Source organism: Mesorhizobium sp. M0317 (assembly GCF_040321555.1).
Taxonomy (GTDB): domain Bacteria; phylum Pseudomonadota; class Alphaproteobacteria; order Rhizobiales; family Rhizobiaceae; genus Mesorhizobium.
Window position 1 is genome coordinate 51,253 of the sequence record NZ_JAMYRV010000030.1, and the last position, 16,176, is coordinate 67,428.

Consider the following 16,176-nt stretch of genomic DNA (forward strand, 5'->3'; position numbering starts at 1 on the left):
TGGCGTCCGTTTTTGCGCCCCCGATCCGGTCAGGCTTGTTTCTTCAGCACGTCGACGCCGGGCAGCGGCTTGCCTTCCATCCATTCGAGGAAAGCGCCGCCGGCGGTCGAGACATAGGTGAAGTCGTCGGCGATGCCGGCATGGTTGAGGGCGGCCACCGTGTCGCCGCCACCGGCGACCGAGACCAGCTTGCCGGCCCTGGTGCGGGCCGCCGCGTGCCTGGCCGCCGCCACCGTGGCGTGGTCGAAAGGCTCGATCTCGAAGGCGCCGAGCGGGCCATTCCAGACCAGGGTCGCGGCGCGGTCGATCCATTCACCGATCGTCTTCACGGTCTTTTCGCCGACATCGAGGATCATGCCGTCAGCCGGGACATCCGAAATGGCAACGGTCTCGCTGGCCGCACCCGCCTTGAATTCCTTGGCGACGACACCGTCGACAGGCAGGATGATGGCGCAGCCGGCTTCGGCGGCCTCGATCATGATCTGCTTGGCGGTCGCGGCAAGGTCATGCTCGCACAGCGACTTGCCGACAGCGGTGCCACGCGCGGCGAGAAAAGTGTTGGCCATGCCGCCGCCGATCACCAGCGCGTCGACCTTCTTCACCAGGTTCATCAACAGGTCGATCTTGGTCGACACCTTGGCGCCGCCGACAATGGCGACGACAGGGCGGACCGGATTGCCGAGCCCCTTCTCCAGCGCCTCGAGCTCGGCCTGCATGGTGCGGCCGGCATAGGACGGCAACAGCCGCGCCAGGCCTTCGGTCGAGGAGTGCGCCCGGTGGGCGGCGGAAAAGGCGTCGTTGACGAAGATATCGCCATTGGCGGCGAGCCGCTCTGTAAAGGCCGGGTCGTTCTTCTCCTCGGTCTTGTGGAAGCGGGTGTTTTCCAGCAGCAGCACATCGCCCTTGTTCATGGCGGCGACCGCACTGCCCGCCGTGTCGCCGACGCAGTCGCCGGCAAAGCCGACGGGGCGGCCAAGCACCTCCGCGGCAGCCTTGGCGATCGGCTCCAGCGAGAATTCGGGCGAGGGACCATCCTTCGGGCGGCCGAAATGCGCGAGCAGGATGACCTTGGCGCCCTTGCCGGACAGTTCGGCGATGGTCGGCGCAATGCGTTCGATGCGGGTGGCGTCGGTGACCTTGCCGTCGGCGACGGGCACGTTGAGGTCGACGCGCACCAGCACGCGCTTGCCGCTGATATTGCCGATATCGTCGAGTGTCTTGAAGGCGGCCATGCGGGTTCCTTTCCGTGGAAAATCGCCGGGACCATACCTCGCATCGATGACGATGCAAGGCTTGAGCCGGAGTGCGAGCTAAATTTTGAGATCAAGGAGAAGGCTGTCGTGATGATGCGGGACGTCAGCGTGAACCGATCGCTTGTCAGCCTTCGGTCGTTACCTTTTCCGCCGTCGGCTCAAGGGCCTTCTCATTGGCTATCGCCTCTGCAGTCTGCGTCTCGGTCGGCTTGCGCCAGTTGCGGATGAAGGCGGAGACACGATCGCCGATCTCGCCGGCGCTCAGGAACACCGGAACCCGCGCCACCGGCGCGGTCGGCTCGAAGGAGAGGCCGAGACCGGTGATCTTGCCCTTGTCGTCGACGTCGCGGACGATCAATTCGATCGGGCCGATCAGCACCCGGTCGGCATATTCGGCATGGCCGCCAAGCCTTGCCGTCACCAGCGCGCCGACGGTGAGCTTCTGCTCGGCTTCGCTCAATCCCGGTGTGTATGCGGCCTCGAGTTCTGCGGCCGAGCGGGCGGGATCGACGGCAAAGGCGCCGAAGAAGTCGGCATCCTCGGGGTCGACTACGGCGCGGCTGGCAAACAGCTTGTCAAGCAGGCGCGGATAGCGGTCGGGCACGAAGATGTAGACCTGGTCGCCGGCCGCGAGCCGGCCCATGTCCTGGAAACGCATCGAGCGGCCGTCGCGCAGCACCAGCGAGGGCCGTGCCCAGCGCGGGATGCGCTCGCCGCGCGCCACCGGGCTGCCGGGCGCGACGCGGTAGGCGAGCAGTTCGTGGTGGGCGGAGCCCGGCAGTTCGAGTTCGACCTTGTCGAGCGGCCCGAGTCTCGCCGGCACGATCAGGCCGAGCCGGCGCGCCAGCGGACCGACCGACCAGCCCTGCACCACCAGCGATACCAGAACGATGATGAAGGCGACGTTGAAGATGGTGCGGCCGTTCTCCAGTCCGCCGAGCAGCGGGGTGATGGCAAGCAGGATGGACACGGCGCCGCGCAGGCCGACCCAGGAGACGAAGGCGATCTCGGGACGTGGCAGGCGGAACGGGATAAGGCAGAGCCAGACGGCGACCGGGCGCGCGACAAACATCAGGAACAGGCCGAGCAGCACCGCCGGCACCATGATCGCCGGAAACTGCGAGGGCGTCGCGAACAGGCCGAGGATCAGGAACATGATGATCTGTGCCAGCCACGACATGCCGTCCTGGAAGCGCTTCAGGATGGTGACGGCGCGGATGTCGGAGTTGCCGGCAATCAGCCCGGCGAGATAGACCGCCAGGAAGCCCGAGCCGCCAATGGCGCCGGCGGCGGCGAACACCATCAGCGACAGGGTCAGCACGAAGATCGGCAGCAAGCCATGGTCGAGGTTGAGCCGGTCGACGAGGCGCACGATGCCGAGCCCGCCAAGCACGCCGACGACGGCGCCGAGCCCCATATTGAGCAGGAAGCCGAGGATCAGGTCGGTGACCAGCACATGGGTCTCGGGATTGGCGTGGGCAGCGATGATCTCGACCAGCGTGATGGTCAGGAAGATGGCGATCGGGTCGTTGGTGCCGGATTCGACTTCCAGTGTCGCGCGCACGCGCTCGCGCAGATTGATCTCGCCGGCGCGCAGCAGGAAGAACACCGCAGCCGCGTCGGTCGAGGCGACGGCAGCTCCAAGCAGGAAGGATTCCAGCCAGCTGAGGTCGAGCAGGTAATAGGCGGCGGCGCCAAACAGGCCAGTGGTCAGGATTACGCCGAAGGTCGCCAGCGACAGCGCCGGTCCGGCCGCCTGGCGCAGCGCGTTGAGCGGCGTGCCGAAACCGGAATCGAACAGGATGACCGCCAGCGCCAGTGAGCCGGCAAAATATGCCACGCGCGCATTGTCGAATTCGATGCCGAGACCATCGACGCCGCTGGCGAGGCCGATGCAGAGGAAGAGCAGCAGCAAAGGGGCGCCGAAGCGGAAGGCGATCAGGCTCGAGAACGCTGCGGCGACGACTAGCGCTGTGCCGACCAGCGTGACGAGATAGATCGCATGCTCCATCCGTGATTTGCCCCTCGAATTCCTCTTTCTACCGATTCACGGGAGAGTGGGGCGAAGGCATGGCCGGTGCAAGGCGCAAGGATGGCTTTTTGCCTGATGCCGCTGATTTTCCGGCGTTTGGCGGCTTGGCGCGCCTTGCCCGCCGCCCTGACGAAAAACGCCCGGACAAGCCGGGCGTTCGAAGCTGCGAGACGATGCCTTCAGGTCAGGCGATGGTCTTGCCAAAGGCGACCGAGGTGTCGGCCATGCGGTTAGAGAAGCCCCACTCATTGTCGTACCAGGACAGCACCGAAACGAAGTTGCCGTCCATGACCTTGGTCTGGTCGAGCGCCAGGATCGACGAGCGCGGATCGTGGTTGAAGTCGATCGACACATTCGGGTGATGGGTGACGCCGAGAATGCCCTTCAACTTGCCGTTGGAGGCGGCGATCACCGCTTCGTTGATCTCCTGCACGGAGGTGGCGCGCTTGGCGATGAACTTGAAGTCGACAACCGAGACGTTGGGGGTCGGCACGCGGATCGAGATGCCGTCGAGCTTGCCCTTGAGGTCGGGCAGCACCAGGCCGATCGCCTTGGCCGCACCGGTCGAGGTCGGGATCTGCGACAGGGCAGCCGCGCGGCCGCGGTAGAGATCCTTGTGCATGGTGTCCAGCGTCGGCTGGTCGCCGGTGTAGGAGTGGATCGTCGTCATCATGCCCTTTTCGATGCCGACGGTCTCGTGCAGCACGGCGGCCAGCGGCGCCAGGCAGTTGGTGGTGCAGGACGCATTCGAGATGACGATGTGGTCCTTGGTCAGCTTGTCGTGGTTGATGCCGTAGACGACGGTGAGGTCAGCACCTTCGGCAGGCGCGGAGACGACGACGCGCTTGGCGCCGGCGGTCAAATGCGCGGCAGCCTTGTCGCGGGCGGTGAAGATGCCGGTGCATTCGAGCGCGATGTCGATGCCGAGTTCCTTCCACGGCAGTTGCGCCGGGTCCTTGATCGCGGTGACCTTGAAGGTCTCCTTGCCGACGGTGATCTGGTCGCCCGAGACCGACACTTCGTGCGGGAAGCGGCCGTGCACGCTGTCATAGCGCAGCAGATGCGCGTTGGTCTCGACCGGGCCGAGGTCGTTGACGGCGACGACGTCGATGTCCTTGCGGCCGGATTCATGGATGGCGCGCAGGATGTTGCGGCCGATGCGGCCAAATCCGTTGATGGCAACTCTGACGGTCATTTTACTCTCCCTGGGAGCTGGAGGCGGCAGATGGGTCCGCAGCTTCATAGCGGCGGATGGCACAAGAATCCAGCCGCAGAAGGCCGAATTTAAATCGATTAGGTTGGTCCAGCCCCGCGAATCCGCCTCGGAGGTGCGCGGGACTGACCCTGATCTTACTTGCCGTGCAGGCGGGCTTCCGCCGCCTTGGCCGTGACTTCGGCGGTGATGCCGAAATGTGGGTAGAGCTGCTCGATGGTGCCGGAAGCACCGAAGCCGGTCATGCCGATGAAGATGCCGTCGGAGCCGATCAGGTGATCCCAGCCCTGGCGGATGCCGGCCTCGATCGCCATCTTGATCGGCGCGTTGCCGATCGTCTCCTTGCGATAGGCGTCGCTCTGCTGGTCGAACAGTTCGAAGCAAGGCACCGAGACGACGCGGGTCGGGTGACCGTGCTTTTCCAGGAGGTCTCGGGCGCCGAGAGCGATCTCGACCTCGGAGCCGGTGGCGAAGATCGTCACCGCCGCTTCGCCGCTCGCCGCGGCCAGCTCATAGGCGCCCTGGCTGCTAAGGTTCCTGGCCGAGTGCTCGGTGCGCACCGTCGGCAGGTTCTGGCGGGTCAGCGCCAGGGTGGACGGGGTCTTTTCCGATTCAATGGCGATCTGCCAGCATTCGGCGGTTTCCACCGCGTCGGCCGGGCGGAAGACATTGTGGTTGGGCATGGCGCGGAGCGCCGCCAGGTGCTCGACCGGCTGGTGGGTCGGGCCGTCTTCGCCCAGACCGATCGAATCGTGGGTCATGACGAAGATCGAGCGGATGCCCATCAGCGACGCCAGCCGCATCGACGGACGGGCATAGTCGGAGAAGCACATGAAGGTGCCACCATAGGCGATGAGGCCGCCATGCAGCGTCAGGCCGTTGAGGGCGGCCGCCATGCCATGCTCGCGGATGCCGTAGTGGACATAGCGCTGGCCGTAATCGTCCGGCGTAATGTTCTTGGTCTGGCTGGTTTTGGTGTTGTTGGAGCCCGTCAGGTCGGCAGAGCCGCCGATGGTCTCGGGCACGGCGCCGTTGATGACTTCCAGCGCCATTTCCGACGATTTGCGGGTGGCGACCTTCGGCTTGTCGGCCGACAGCTTCTTCTTGTAGTCGGCAATGACGGCATCGAAGTTCGACGGCAGCTTGCCGGCGAGGCGGCGCTCGAACTCGGCCTTCAGCTCGGGCTTGGCCTTGGCGAGCCGGCCCTCCCAGTCGGTGCGCGGCTTGGCGCCGGCCTTGCCGGCGGTGCGCCAGGCGTCGAGGATGTCGGCCGGGATCTCGAAGGGCGGCGAGTCCCAGTTGAAGAATTTCCGCGCGCCGGCGATCTCGTCGGCGCCGAGCGGCGAGCCATGCGCCTTGTTGGTACCGGCCTTGGTCGGGGCGCCGAAGCCGATGGTCGTCTTGCAGGCGATCATCGTCGGCTTGTCGGAATGGCGGGCGGCCTCGATGGCGTAGGCGATTGCCTCGGGATCGGTGCCGTCAATGTGGCTGGCGTTCCAGCCCGAGGCCTGGAAGCGGGCGACCTGGTCGGTGTTGTCGGCAAGCGAAACCGGACCGTCGATCGAGATGTTGTTGTTGTCCCAGAAGACGATCAGCTTGTTGAGCTTGAGGTGGCCGGCCAGCGCGATGGCTTCCTGCGAAACCCCTTCCATCAGGCAGCCGTCGCCGGCCAGCACATAGGTGTAGTGGTCGACGAGGTCGTTGCCAAAGGCGGCGTTCATGATGCGCTCGCCGAGCGCGAAGCCGACCGAATTGGCGAGACCCTGGCCGAGCGGGCCGGTCGTCGTCTCGATGCCGGTGGCATGGCCGTATTCGGGATGGCCGGCGGTCTTGGAACCCAGCTGGCGGAAATGCTTGATCTGGTCGAGGGTCATGTCCTCGTAACCGGTCAGATGCAGCAGCGAGTAGAGCAGCATCGAACCATGGCCGGCCGACAGGATGAAGCGGTCGCGGTCCGGCCAATGGGGGTTCTTCGGATCATATTTCAGGAAGCGGGTGAACAGCACTGTGGCGATGTCGGCGCAGCCCATGGGCAGGCCGGGATGGCCGGACTGGGACTTCTCGACGGCGTCCATGGAGAGAAAACGGATCGCATTGGCCATCCGGTCATGTTGTTCACGCGACGTCATGGTACCTCCGGGGTGGGGATTTGTGGGCTTGGCAGAGCCCAGGAAAGAGTGCGCGACACATAGCAGCCAGGGGGTTTTAGTCAACAAATCGGCTGCACATTTGCCGGTCTTGTGATGGCTTTGAGACCTTATGGGGCGACCTACATTAGCGTTAGCGGGGGACAGTCGCGAGAGCTTTGTTGACGTTGCCTTCACCCGGTGCCTAATGTTTCCTTGTTAACGCGTTCTGAACGCGAAGCGATTCGGTGATGGGCAGGGCACAGGACGAAGGCCATGACCGGCGAAACCACACTCAAGGAAGTCATCCACAGGCTGGGCAAGGCCATCGAGGGGCTGGAAAACGCCGTCGCGGCCAAGCTCGAGCACGAGCGCGACTATTCCGAAGCCGAGGCTGAGGTGCAGCGAATGAACGCCGACCGTTCACGGCTGGCGCAGGAACTCGACAATTCCGAAGCCCGCGCCGAACGGCTGGAAGATGCCAACAAGGAAGTGTCGCGCCGACTGGTGACCGCCATGGAAACCATCCGCGCGGTGCTGGACAGGTAGGAGCTGCAGACCATGGCACAGGTCACGGTTTCCATCGACGGCAAGCAGTATCGCATGGCTTGCGACGAGGGTCAGGAAGAGCACCTGATCGACCTCGCCGAGCGGTTCGACCGTTATGTCTCGCATCTGAAGGATTCGTTCGGCGAGATCGGCGACCAGCGGCTGACGGTGATGGCCGGCATCATGGTGATGGACGAGCTTTCGGAGCTGCAGAAGCGGGTCAAGGGCATGGAGACCGAAGTGCAGACGCTGCGCAAGACGCGCGACGAAGCGCTGACCAAGGCCGACAAGAACGACACCGTGCTGACCAGCGCGCTCGGCGCGCTCGCCCAGCGCATGGAAGACCTGGCCACGTCGCTGGCGGTCAACAAGGCCTGAGCCTTTCCCGCACAAACGAAAGATTGTCGGCCCAACGTCGGTCCGTAGAACGAAAGTGCTCGTTCCGTCGCCAATAATAGTTTCCTATTGTCCTGCAGCCGCGATTTTTGCGCTAAGATGCGGCAATGCCGGAGCGTTGACGCCGTCCACGGCCGCTCCTGACGAAATCTGTTGCTGGGGAAATAATGCCATGAGCCTTCGTATCAACGACATCGCGCCTGACTTCACCGCCGAGACCACGCAAGGGCCGATCAAGTTTCATGACTGGATCGGCGACGGCTGGGCGATCCTGTTCAGCCATCCGAAGAATTTCACCCCGGTCTGCACCACCGAGCTGGGCACGATGGCGGGGCTCGAAGGCGAGTTCAAGAAGCGCAACGTCAAGGTCATCGGCATTTCCGTCGATCCCGTTGCTAGCCACGACAAGTGGCAGGCCGACATCAAGACGGCGACCGGCCAGACGGTGAACTACCCGCTGATCGGCGACAAGGACCTCAGGGTGGCCAAGCTTTATGACATGCTGCCGGCGGGCGCCGGCGAGACGTCGGAAGGCCGTACGCCGGCCGACAACGCCACGGTGCGCTCGGTCTATGTCATCGGGCCGGACAAGAAGATCAAGCTGGTGCTGACTTACCCAATGACGACGGGCCGCAACTTCGACGAGATCCTGCGCGCGGTCGATTCCATGCAGCTGACGGCCAAGCACCAGGTGGCGACGCCGGCCAACTGGAAGCAGGGCGAGGATGTGATCATCACCGCCGCGGTTTCGAACGAAGATGCGGTCAAGCGTTTTGGCGCTTTCGAGACGATCCTGCCCTATCTCAGGAAGACCAAGCAGCCGTCAGCCTAGGTTTTCTCCGTCGGAGCTATTTGGGGCTTCAGTCCTATTTGTGGCAAGGCGTGCTTGACCGGCGCGCTTTGCCAGATGACCATGCTCTTGTTCAACCCGACGGAGAAAACGGTTCCTGTCGGGCAAGGGGCAGGGGGGCCGGACATTGGACATCGCTTCGGCCAAACCTGAGGTCGCCGGCTTCTACGACAAGCCGACCGGCGCCATCCAGTATGTCGTCACCGACCCGGTGACGAGACGCTGCGCCGTCATCGACCCGATCCTCGATTTCGACGAAAAATCCGGCGCGACGGCGACGAAGAATGCCGACGCCTTGCTGGATTTTATCCGCGAAAACGGGCTGGAGCTCGAGTGGATCCTGGACACCCATCCGCATGCCGATCATTTCTCGGCGGCGCACTATCTCCGGGAAAAGACCGGCGCGCCGACGGCGATCGGCGACAGGATCATCGAAGTCCAGGCGCTGTGGAAGGCGATCTACAACTGGCCGGATTTCCCCGCAGACGGCTCGCAGTGGGACCGGCTTTTTGGGGAAGGCGAAACGTTCATGATCGGCAACCTGCCGGTCAAGGTGCTGTTCTCGCCCGGCCACACGCTCGCCTCGATCACCTATGTCATTGGCGACGCAGCCTTCGTCCACGACACGCTGTTCATGCCCGACAGCGGCTCGGCAAGGACGGACTTTCCCGGCGGCAGTGCCGCGCGGCTGTGGCATTCGATCCAGGGCGTTCTGGCGCTGCCGGACGAAACGCGGGTGTTTGTCGGACACGACTATCAGGCCGGCGGCCGCGAGCCGTGCTGGGAGAGCACGGTCGCCGAGCAGAGGGCAAAGAATATCCACCTCGTTGCGGCGCGCAGCGAAGCCGAGTTCGTCGCCTTGCGCGAGGCGCGCGACAAGACACTGCCGATGCCGCGGCTGATCCTGCATGCGCTGCAGGTCAACATGAATGGTGGACGGCTGCCGGAACCGGAGGCCAACGGCCGAAGGTATCTCAAGTTTCCGCTGGATGGGCTGTAGATCGGTTCATGCTGTTGGCGCCGTCGCCGAAGCTGCCAATCTCCCCACTTGAGGGGGAGATGCCCGGCAGGGCAGAGGGGGGGTGCTGTCCCGCCGACCTTTGCTGTGTGCTCGAACAATTCCAGGTTGGGGATAGTTAAAATCGCAAGCTGCGATCCGTCACGCCCCCCTCTGTCCTGCCGGACATCTCCCCCTCAAGGGGGGAGATCAGCTGTTGCCCGACTTTCGCTAACCGCCGACGGACGACAAAACAAAAAAGGCGGCGCCGGTTTCCCGACGCCGCCTTCTGTTCCTTAACCGAACCCAGCCTTAGGCCGCCGGCTGCGCCTCGATCGTGCGCAGCGCCTGCATCTGGCGCTTGGCGGCGGCCTTGACCGCGTCCTGCACCTTCTCGAAGGCGCGCACCTCGATCTGGCGCACGCGCTCGCGGCTGATGTCGAACTCGGACGACAGCTCTTCCAGCGTCAGCGGCTCCTCGGCGAGGCGGCGGGCCTCGAAGATGCGCCGCTCACGATCGTTGAGCACGGCCAGAGCGCCCGACAGCATGCCGCGGCGGTTTTCCAGCTCGTCCTGCTCGATCAGCATGTCTTCCTGGCTTTCGTGGTCATCGACCAGCCAGTCCTGCCATTCGCCGGATTCACCTTCGCTGGCGCGGATCGGCGCGTTCAGCGACGCGTCGCCCGACAGGCGGCGGTTCATCGACACGACTTCGGCTTCCGACACGTTCAGCCTGGTGGCGATCTCGGTGATCTGGTCGGGCTTGAGGTCGCCATCGTCCAGCGCCTGGATCTTGCCCTTCACCTTGCGCAGGTTGAAGAACAGGCGCTTCTGATTGGCGGTCGTGCCCATCTTGACCAGGCTCCACGAGCGCAGGATGTACTCCTGGATCGAGGCCTTGATCCACCACATGGCGTAGGTCGCGAGGCGGAAGCCACGCTCGGGTTCGAATTTCTTGACGGCCTGCATCAGGCCGACATTGCCTTCCGAGATCACTTCGCCGATCGGCAGGCCGTAGCCGCGATAGCCCATGGCGATCTTGGCAACGAGCCGAAGGTGGCTGGTGACGAGCTTGTGCGCAGCGCTGGTGTCTTCATGCTCGGCGTAGCGCTTGGCGAGCATGTACTCTTCCTGCGGCTGAAGCATGGGAAAGCGGCGGATTTCTTCCAGGTAGCGGCTGAGGCCGCCTTCGCCGGAAACAATACTGGGTAGTGACTGGGCCATGATTGCGCCCCCTCTCTATTGGAGTTATGCCCCCGAAACGCGGCGGGCATGTGACGCGAGCACCAAAAGGCTCGCCCGCGGCAACTGATTTATATAGGAACAAAACCAGAAAAGACAGGCATTTGTTCAACACGAAACAGTGTGTCACGCTGAAGTGAACAATGCCGCTCAGGTTTTAGCTGGCTGGTTCAGAGCTTGCGGAAGCCGCCGACGAGTTCCTCCATGTCCCCCGGTATCGGCGCCTCGAACCTCATCGATAAATGGGTAGCCGGGTGCCGAAATGCAAGAAGCCAGGCATGCAAAGCTTGCCTGGAAAATGCCTTGACCTGACCCTTCAGCAGTTCGGGCAGCCGGTTGGCCTTGGTGCGGAAGGCCTGGCCGTAATCGGGGTCACCGATGACGGGATGGCCGATATGGGCCATGTGAACGCGGATCTGGTGGGTGCGGCCGGTTTCCAGCCGGCATTCGACCAGGCTGGCGGTGGCGAACGACTGCTGGCCCTCGCCGAAACGCTCCTTGACGGTGAAATGGGTCACGGCGCGGCGGGCATCGTCACGGCCTTCCGGCACGACGGCGCGGCGCACGCGGTCGGCGGCACGGCCAAGCGGCGCGTCGACCGTTCCGGTCGGCCGTGGAGGGATGCCCCAAACCAGCGCCAAATAAGCACGTTCGAGGTCGCCGGTGCGGCCGTGGTCGGCAAAGGCCTCCGACAGCGCCTTGTGGGCGCGGTCGGTCTTAGCCACCACCATGACGCCGCTGGTTTCCTTGTCCAGCCGATGGACGATGCCCGGCCGCCTGACGCCGCCAATGCCTGAAAGACTGTCGCCGCAGTGGTGGATCAGGGCATTGACCAGCGTGCCGGTCCAGTTGCCGGCGCCGGGATGGACGACGAGGCCGGCCGGCTTGTTGATGACGATCAGCTCGTCGTCCTCATAAAGCACGTCGAGCGCGATGGCCTCGCCTTGCGGTTCGGCCGGTTCCGGCTCGGGCATGACGACCGATACGCGCTCGCCGGCACTCATCTTGCGCTTGGTCTCGTCGACCGGCTTGCCGTCGATCGAAACGGCACCTTGCCGGATCAGCATCTGCACCCGGCTGCGCGACATGTCAGGCCCGAGGGCGCTCGCCAGCCACTGGTCGAGGCGCTGGCCGGCCGCTTCCGCGCCGGCTTCGAGCACGGTCGGCGCCGCCTCTATGAATTGTCCAGCCTCTATCAATTCAGGGGTCTCTTCGTTATGAGCGCTCATCGAAAAAGTTCCGGAAAGTTCTGCCATGGCCCGGCCCGTTGCCGATGAAGAAGAAAAGCCGCTCGATCCCGAGATCGAAAAGGTGCGCGGCAGGCTCATCCGCTTCATGGCCATCAATCTCGGCCTGCTTTTGCTGGCCCTTATGGTGGTGATCGCGGCCATTGTCTACAAATCGCGCAAGGCGCCGCCCGCGAACCCGCCGCTCGCCAACGACATTCCAGTTCCGCCCGGCGAGCCGCTCGCGGCCGACATAGTGCTCCCGGTCGGAGCCAAGGTGATCAGCCAGGCTCTGTCGGGCAATCGCATTTCGATCGACGCCGAGCTCAGCGACGGCAGCCGCACCATCTTCGTCTACGACATCGCCGAGCGCCGTATCATCGGCCGCTTCGCCATCCGCAACAAATAGCCGGGCCGAAACTATGACCGGGTTTGCCGAACATCGCCGCATCGCAACCATCACGCTCGTCGTCGCCGACTATGACGAGGCGATCGCCTGGTATGTCGGCAAGCTTGGCTTTGTCCTCTGCGACGACATCGAGCTCGGCGACGGCAAGCGCTGGGTGACGGTAACGCCGGCGGTCGGGCAAGGGCCCCGGCTGCTTCTGGCGGAAGCATTGGACGATGTGCAGAAGAGCCGCGTCGGCGACCAGACCGGAGGCCGCGTGGTTTTGTTTCTCGAAACCGATGATTTTGACAGTGACCATGCGACCATGCTGGAAAACGGCGTCGACTTCCACGAAACGCCACGCCATGAGCCTTACGGTACAGTGGCGGTTTTCGCCGATCTCTACGGCAATCTGTGGGACCTGATCGAGCCGAAACGCTAGGTTCGCGAAGCGACATTACACAGAAGCGGTCCGGCCGTTCCAAGCCCAGTTGCTTTTTCCAAACCGTCAGCCTATATCGCCGGTTCTTGAACGCGCCCATCGTCTAGCGGTCAGGACACCGCCCTCTCACGGCGGGAACAGGGGTTCGATTCCCCTTGGGCGTACCAAGCAACGACTTTCCTTCCGCATCATCGAAAATTTCGGGCAGCAGCCGCGCGGATCGCGTGTGACCGCGAGGGTCGGCGCATCAGCGAAATTCGGCAAGTCCGCGCACCCGAATACACCCAATTTAAGTCAGGCCGCGACGCTTGAAAGCGTAGCGATCTCTGTTACTTGCGGTGCGGGGATAGCATCTGCGGCAACGCGGATTTGGTTTGGCATAGCAGGCATGAATTCGGCAAAAATGATATGCCCGTGCTGTCACGGCAGCGGGCAGGTTTTCGATTGCTTGAAATGGCGTGAGTCGAAAGGGCATTGCTGCCCGCAAGGCACGCACCGGGCCGGCTGTCCCGGGCAGACGATGGCATGCGCCGAATGCGCGGGCCTGGGAACGCTGGCGGAAGCCGATCTCAGAGCCGTTGCATAGCCTCAGGTCATGCAACTCAAACCCCTTTCACCATCCAGCGCCGGCAGTCTCCGCGAGCTTCTGGCGCGGCGCTGCCAATTGCACTAGCATCATGTACGAAGCCTCGCCAAAGGGCGTTGCGGCGCGCAAGACGCCGGGGAACATAGGCGAGGGTCGGCGAGGAGGAGACCGATGCAAAAACTGCAGTCGCAGGGCGTCCATCACATCACCCTCGTCGGCGCCGGGCGCCAGACTTCGATCGATTTCTGGGAGGGCGTGCTCGGCATGCCGTTCATCTTCGAGCAGCCCAACCTCGACAAGCCAAGCGAAAGTCATCTCTATTTCGATCCCGGCGACGGCAGGTTGATCACCGTCTTCACCGACGAGAGCCGCACGCCGGTCAAGCGGCGCACGCCCACCGAACCGGGCTGCGTCCATCATATTGCGTTCTCGGTGTCGCGCGTGACCTTCCTGCAGGCGGTCGCCCGGCTCGACGAGCGCGCCATCAAGCACAGCGGCGTCAAGGATCGCGGCTTCATGGATTCGATCTATTTCGAGGATCCGCTCGGCCTTCTGATCGAGCTGGCGTCCTACCGCTTCGAGCCGCCGGCCGGCTTCACCCATGCCGACGTCTTGATGCAGGCGCACAAGCTGCGCGTTGCGCGCGGCGACTACAACATCGCCGAAGTGCACCTTGCCGACGCGATCCAGACGCTGGTCGAACGGTCGCGCGCGACCTTGTCGGACGACCGGACGCCGAAGAATCCATACTGACGGCCAGCAAAAGGGGAGGACCACAATGGCAAAGACAGTTAAGAGCGCTGGCAAATCAGCGCCCAAGCCTGCGGCAAAAGCGGCTGCGAAGCCGGCGGCAAAAGCGGCGGTAAAGGCCGCGCCGAAGGCAGCCGCAAAGCCGGCCGCGAAAACCGCGACGAGGCCGGCTGCCAAGAAATCCGCGCCGAAGGCCAAGGCGGCGAAAAAACCGGCGCTGAAGCTCTCGATGCTGAAGCCAAGCGTCAACAACATGACCGTTCGGGTGTTTGCCCGTGCGGCCGGGTTCGACGCCGCCGAGACCGACGCCTGGGGCCATACCCGGTCGCCGGAATATATGGCGCGCAATCCGGCGCATCTGACGCCGATGATCGAGGACAAGGGGCTGCCGCGCGGCGTGCTGTGGGAGAGCTGCGCCATCATGCAGTATCTCGCCAACAAGCACGGGCTGGAGAAATTCTATCCCAAGGCGCCGGCCAAGCGGGCGATGGTCGACAGCGCCATGTTCTACCTGATCGGCACGCTCTACCCGTATGTGGCGCGCGCCACCTATCCGGCGCTGGGTTTCCCGCACTATGCCGGCGAGGTCGGCCATAGCGACGCCCATCCGGAGAAGAAGTCCGAGGCGCAGAAGGCCGCCATGGCGGCAATTGCCGAGCCGCTGGAGGTGTTTCACTCCTTCTTCAGGGACGGCAAGCCGTTCATCGGCGGCAAGCACCCGTCGATCGCCGACATACGCCTGGCATCGACGCTGGAGTTCCTGGCCGTCATCGACTATGCGCTGCCCAAATGGGCCATGGAGTATGTCGCTGCGATGGAGAAGAAACTCGGCCAGGCCTATGCCGAGCCGGCCGGCGACGTGCGCGGCTACATTGCCTATGTGAAGTCGCAGGCCAACGCGCAACGCTAAGGATTCATTAACCAAAACGCTGTCTATTGAAGGCACCGCGCGACCACGGATGTACTGGCGCAAGGGTGAAGGGAAAGGTCGGCGCAATGCCGGCCTTTTGCTTTTCGCCGATGCGCCATCAGGCGCGTCTCATGCCGTAAAGTCTGGCATCAGGCATATTGCCATCGTCTGCTTCGACCCTACCATCATGGTCGGCGGACGACACACGAGGAGCTTTGCGACGAAGGGCGTAGCGAGAGTGTTTGCGATTGCCGGTGTTGTGTTGGTCGGAGGCTACCCGTGCAATGCCGCGCCGCTCGACACGATGGCGGAGGTCGGCGATGCCATCCAGGCGTGCTGGACGCCGCCGGCGGGTGTTGGAAATGCCAGCGTCACCTTGAGCTTCAGCTTCAAGCGCGACGGCACGCTGATCGGTCCGCCGCGGCCGACGGCGATCAAGGTCGATGGCGATGCCGATACCAGGAAGCCGTTCGTCGACGCCGCAACCACTGCCCTGCAAAAGTGCCTCCCGTTGAGCTTCTCGCCGACGCTGGCGCAAGGCGTCGCGGGCAATGTCTTCACCGTGCAATTCGCTTCGCCCAAGCAGTAGGCGAGCGGGCGAGCGTTTCACCGTTTTCACAGAAACGGCGACCCCCTCTCTCGTTGTCTTGACGCAATTCCCAGGGGAAAGCGCTACGCGCTTTTCCCGGAAAACGACTCACACTTTTCCTGAAGTTGCTCTGATCAGTTGTGCGGGCGTCTGATATCGACATGCCGCTGCAGTTCCGGCGCCTCGAAGACGTAGTCGGCCCAGGCGGATTCCGGAATCTGTCCGGCCAGATAGCATTCCAGCAACAGGCTCTGTTCGGGATCGAGCGCTCTCGGCGCCCGCTCATGGTCCAGCCCCAGCGAGTGGAACAGGTTCCTGGTCAGGCCAGAGACAGTGAAGTGAATAGACATCTTCGTCTCCTTTGCCCGACACAACGCGAGACACCGGAGAAAGGTTTCATCCGCAAGGGCCGACAACGCGGGATCGATGATTGCGGCGGCCCGGGCTCGCCCGAGCCTGGCTACGTCTCAATCTTGAAACAAAAGTGTAATAGCGAATTTACAGGAACTGCATAATACACTCGGCATAAAATACCTAGCGGTTGCTGGCCTCTCTTGAATTAGACTTGGCTCACGCATTGAGGCTCAATCGGCTGGAGCGACGATCGGCTCCACAGGGGTACAAGGA

General features: G+C 63.6%; 16 protein-coding genes and 1 tRNA gene. 10 read left to right on the plus strand and 7 right to left on the minus strand.

Annotated elements, in window-relative coordinates; genetic code table 11:
- Positions 1-29: 29 nt before the first annotated feature.
- The 4 genes from NKI88_RS20440 to tkt all read right to left on the minus strand — a co-directional run bounded on the left by NKI88_RS20440 (position 30) and on the right by tkt (position 6,627).
- The gene (locus NKI88_RS20440) at positions 30-1,232 is read right to left on the minus strand and encodes a phosphoglycerate kinase (protein ID WP_023742943.1); all 1,203 of its coding nucleotides are present in this window, start codon (positions 1,230-1,232) and stop codon (positions 30-32) included.
- 145 nt (positions 1,233-1,377) lie between these two features.
- Positions 1,378-3,264: a potassium/proton antiporter gene (locus NKI88_RS20445; protein WP_023826735.1), complete on the minus strand. Its 1,887-nt coding sequence runs from the start codon at positions 3,262-3,264 to the stop codon at positions 1,378-1,380.
- Between the two features lie 205 nt (positions 3,265-3,469).
- The gene (gene gap / locus NKI88_RS20450) at positions 3,470-4,480 is read right to left on the minus strand and encodes a type I glyceraldehyde-3-phosphate dehydrogenase (protein ID WP_027050775.1); all 1,011 of its coding nucleotides are present in this window, start codon (positions 4,478-4,480) and stop codon (positions 3,470-3,472) included.
- Positions 4,481-4,635: 155 nt separating this feature from the next.
- Entirely contained in the window at positions 4,636-6,627 is a 1,992-nt protein-coding gene (gene tkt, locus NKI88_RS20455) for a transketolase (protein WP_352656882.1), read from the minus strand.
- Positions 6,628-6,900: 273 nt separating this feature from the next.
- On the opposite strand from tkt, the gene NKI88_RS20460 reads away from it, so the two are divergent.
- The 4 genes from NKI88_RS20460 to NKI88_RS20475 all read left to right on the plus strand — a co-directional run bounded on the left by NKI88_RS20460 (position 6,901) and on the right by NKI88_RS20475 (position 9,419).
- The gene (locus tag NKI88_RS20460; protein WP_023670128.1) at positions 6,901-7,173 is read left to right on the plus strand and encodes a DUF4164 domain-containing protein; all 273 of its coding nucleotides are present in this window, start codon (positions 6,901-6,903) and stop codon (positions 7,171-7,173) included.
- Positions 7,174-7,185: 12 nt separating this feature from the next.
- The gene (locus tag NKI88_RS20465) at positions 7,186-7,551 is read left to right on the plus strand and encodes a cell division protein ZapA (protein WP_023670127.1); all 366 of its coding nucleotides are present in this window, start codon (positions 7,186-7,188) and stop codon (positions 7,549-7,551) included.
- A gap of 190 nt (positions 7,552-7,741) precedes the next feature.
- Positions 7,742-8,401: a peroxiredoxin gene (locus tag NKI88_RS20470; protein WP_023825000.1), complete on the plus strand. Its 660-nt coding sequence runs from the start codon at positions 7,742-7,744 to the stop codon at positions 8,399-8,401.
- A 145-nt stretch (positions 8,402-8,546) separates the two neighbouring features.
- Positions 8,547-9,419 (plus strand): MBL fold metallo-hydrolase, encoded by an 873-nt coding sequence (locus NKI88_RS20475; protein WP_352656884.1) that lies wholly within the window; start codon positions 8,547-8,549, stop codon positions 9,417-9,419.
- A 309-nt stretch (positions 9,420-9,728) separates the two neighbouring features.
- On the opposite strand, the gene rpoH is transcribed toward NKI88_RS20475, so the two are convergent.
- Together rpoH and NKI88_RS20485 are read right to left on the minus strand one after the other, a co-directional pair.
- Positions 9,729-10,640: an RNA polymerase sigma factor RpoH gene (gene rpoH / locus NKI88_RS20480; protein WP_023670124.1), complete on the minus strand. Its 912-nt coding sequence runs from the start codon at positions 10,638-10,640 to the stop codon at positions 9,729-9,731.
- Positions 10,641-10,828: 188 nt separating this feature from the next.
- Positions 10,829-11,887, minus strand: coding sequence for an RluA family pseudouridine synthase (locus NKI88_RS20485; RefSeq protein ID WP_023752902.1), 1,059 nt, complete (start codon positions 11,885-11,887; stop codon positions 10,829-10,831).
- A 25-nt stretch (positions 11,888-11,912) separates the two neighbouring features.
- Here NKI88_RS20485 and NKI88_RS20490 point away from each other — a divergent pair, with 25 nt between their 5' ends.
- The 6 genes from NKI88_RS20490 to NKI88_RS20515 all read left to right on the plus strand — a co-directional run bounded on the left by NKI88_RS20490 (position 11,913) and on the right by NKI88_RS20515 (position 15,549).
- Positions 11,913-12,293: a hypothetical protein gene (locus NKI88_RS20490; RefSeq protein ID WP_023690093.1), complete on the plus strand. Its 381-nt coding sequence runs from the start codon at positions 11,913-11,915 to the stop codon at positions 12,291-12,293.
- A gap of 13 nt (positions 12,294-12,306) precedes the next feature.
- Positions 12,307-12,714: a VOC family protein gene (locus tag NKI88_RS20495; RefSeq protein ID WP_352522072.1), complete on the plus strand. Its 408-nt coding sequence runs from the start codon at positions 12,307-12,309 to the stop codon at positions 12,712-12,714.
- 92 nt (positions 12,715-12,806) lie between these two features.
- Positions 12,807-12,881, plus strand: a tRNA-Glu gene (locus NKI88_RS20500).
- A gap of 590 nt (positions 12,882-13,471) precedes the next feature.
- Complete coding sequence (locus NKI88_RS20505) at positions 13,472-14,053, plus strand: VOC family protein (protein WP_023711666.1); 582 nt, start codon at positions 13,472-13,474, stop codon at positions 14,051-14,053.
- Between the two features lie 25 nt (positions 14,054-14,078).
- The gene (locus NKI88_RS20510; RefSeq protein WP_023828378.1) at positions 14,079-14,960 is read left to right on the plus strand and encodes a glutathione S-transferase family protein; all 882 of its coding nucleotides are present in this window, start codon (positions 14,079-14,081) and stop codon (positions 14,958-14,960) included.
- A gap of 187 nt (positions 14,961-15,147) precedes the next feature.
- Entirely contained in the window at positions 15,148-15,549 is a 402-nt protein-coding gene (locus NKI88_RS20515; protein WP_488505387.1) for a UCP034077 family protein, read from the plus strand.
- A gap of 134 nt (positions 15,550-15,683) precedes the next feature.
- On the opposite strand, the gene NKI88_RS20520 is transcribed toward NKI88_RS20515, so the two are convergent.
- Complete coding sequence (locus NKI88_RS20520; protein ID WP_023670117.1) at positions 15,684-15,899, minus strand: hypothetical protein; 216 nt, start codon at positions 15,897-15,899, stop codon at positions 15,684-15,686.
- Positions 15,900-16,176: the final 277 nt, after the last annotated feature.

Bases quoted from the DNA above. Each gene is read 5' to 3' on its own strand.
- NKI88_RS20440 (WP_023742943.1), bottom strand. From the start codon at position 1,232: ATGGCCGCCTTCAAGACACTCGACGATATCGGCAATATCAGCGGCAAG.
- NKI88_RS20445 (WP_023826735.1), bottom strand. From the start codon at position 3,264: ATGGAGCATGCGATCTATCTCGTCACGCTGGTCGGCACAGCGCTAGTC.
- gap (WP_027050775.1), bottom strand. From the start codon at position 4,480: ATGACCGTCAGAGTTGCCATCAACGGATTTGGCCGCATCGGCCGCAAC.
- tkt (WP_352656882.1), bottom strand. From the start codon at position 6,627: ATGACGTCGCGTGAACAACATGACCGGATGGCCAATGCGATCCGTTTT.
- NKI88_RS20460 (WP_023670128.1), top strand. From the start codon at position 6,901: ATGACCGGCGAAACCACACTCAAGGAAGTCATCCACAGGCTGGGCAAG.
- NKI88_RS20465 (WP_023670127.1), top strand. From the start codon at position 7,186: ATGGCACAGGTCACGGTTTCCATCGACGGCAAGCAGTATCGCATGGCT.
- NKI88_RS20470 (WP_023825000.1), top strand. From the start codon at position 7,742: ATGAGCCTTCGTATCAACGACATCGCGCCTGACTTCACCGCCGAGACC.
- rpoH (WP_023670124.1), bottom strand. From the start codon at position 10,640: ATGGCCCAGTCACTACCCAGTATTGTTTCCGGCGAAGGCGGCCTCAGC.
- NKI88_RS20485 (WP_023752902.1), bottom strand. From the start codon at position 11,887: ATGAGCGCTCATAACGAAGAGACCCCTGAATTGATAGAGGCTGGACAA.
- NKI88_RS20490 (WP_023690093.1), top strand. From the start codon at position 11,913: ATGGCCCGGCCCGTTGCCGATGAAGAAGAAAAGCCGCTCGATCCCGAG.
- NKI88_RS20495 (WP_352522072.1), top strand. From the start codon at position 12,307: ATGACCGGGTTTGCCGAACATCGCCGCATCGCAACCATCACGCTCGTC.
- NKI88_RS20505 (WP_023711666.1), top strand. From the start codon at position 13,472: ATGCAAAAACTGCAGTCGCAGGGCGTCCATCACATCACCCTCGTCGGC.
- NKI88_RS20510 (WP_023828378.1), top strand. From the start codon at position 14,079: ATGGCAAAGACAGTTAAGAGCGCTGGCAAATCAGCGCCCAAGCCTGCG.
- NKI88_RS20515 (WP_488505387.1), top strand. From the start codon at position 15,148: ATGGTCGGCGGACGACACACGAGGAGCTTTGCGACGAAGGGCGTAGCG.
- NKI88_RS20520 (WP_023670117.1), bottom strand. From the start codon at position 15,899: ATGTCTATTCACTTCACTGTCTCTGGCCTGACCAGGAACCTGTTCCAC.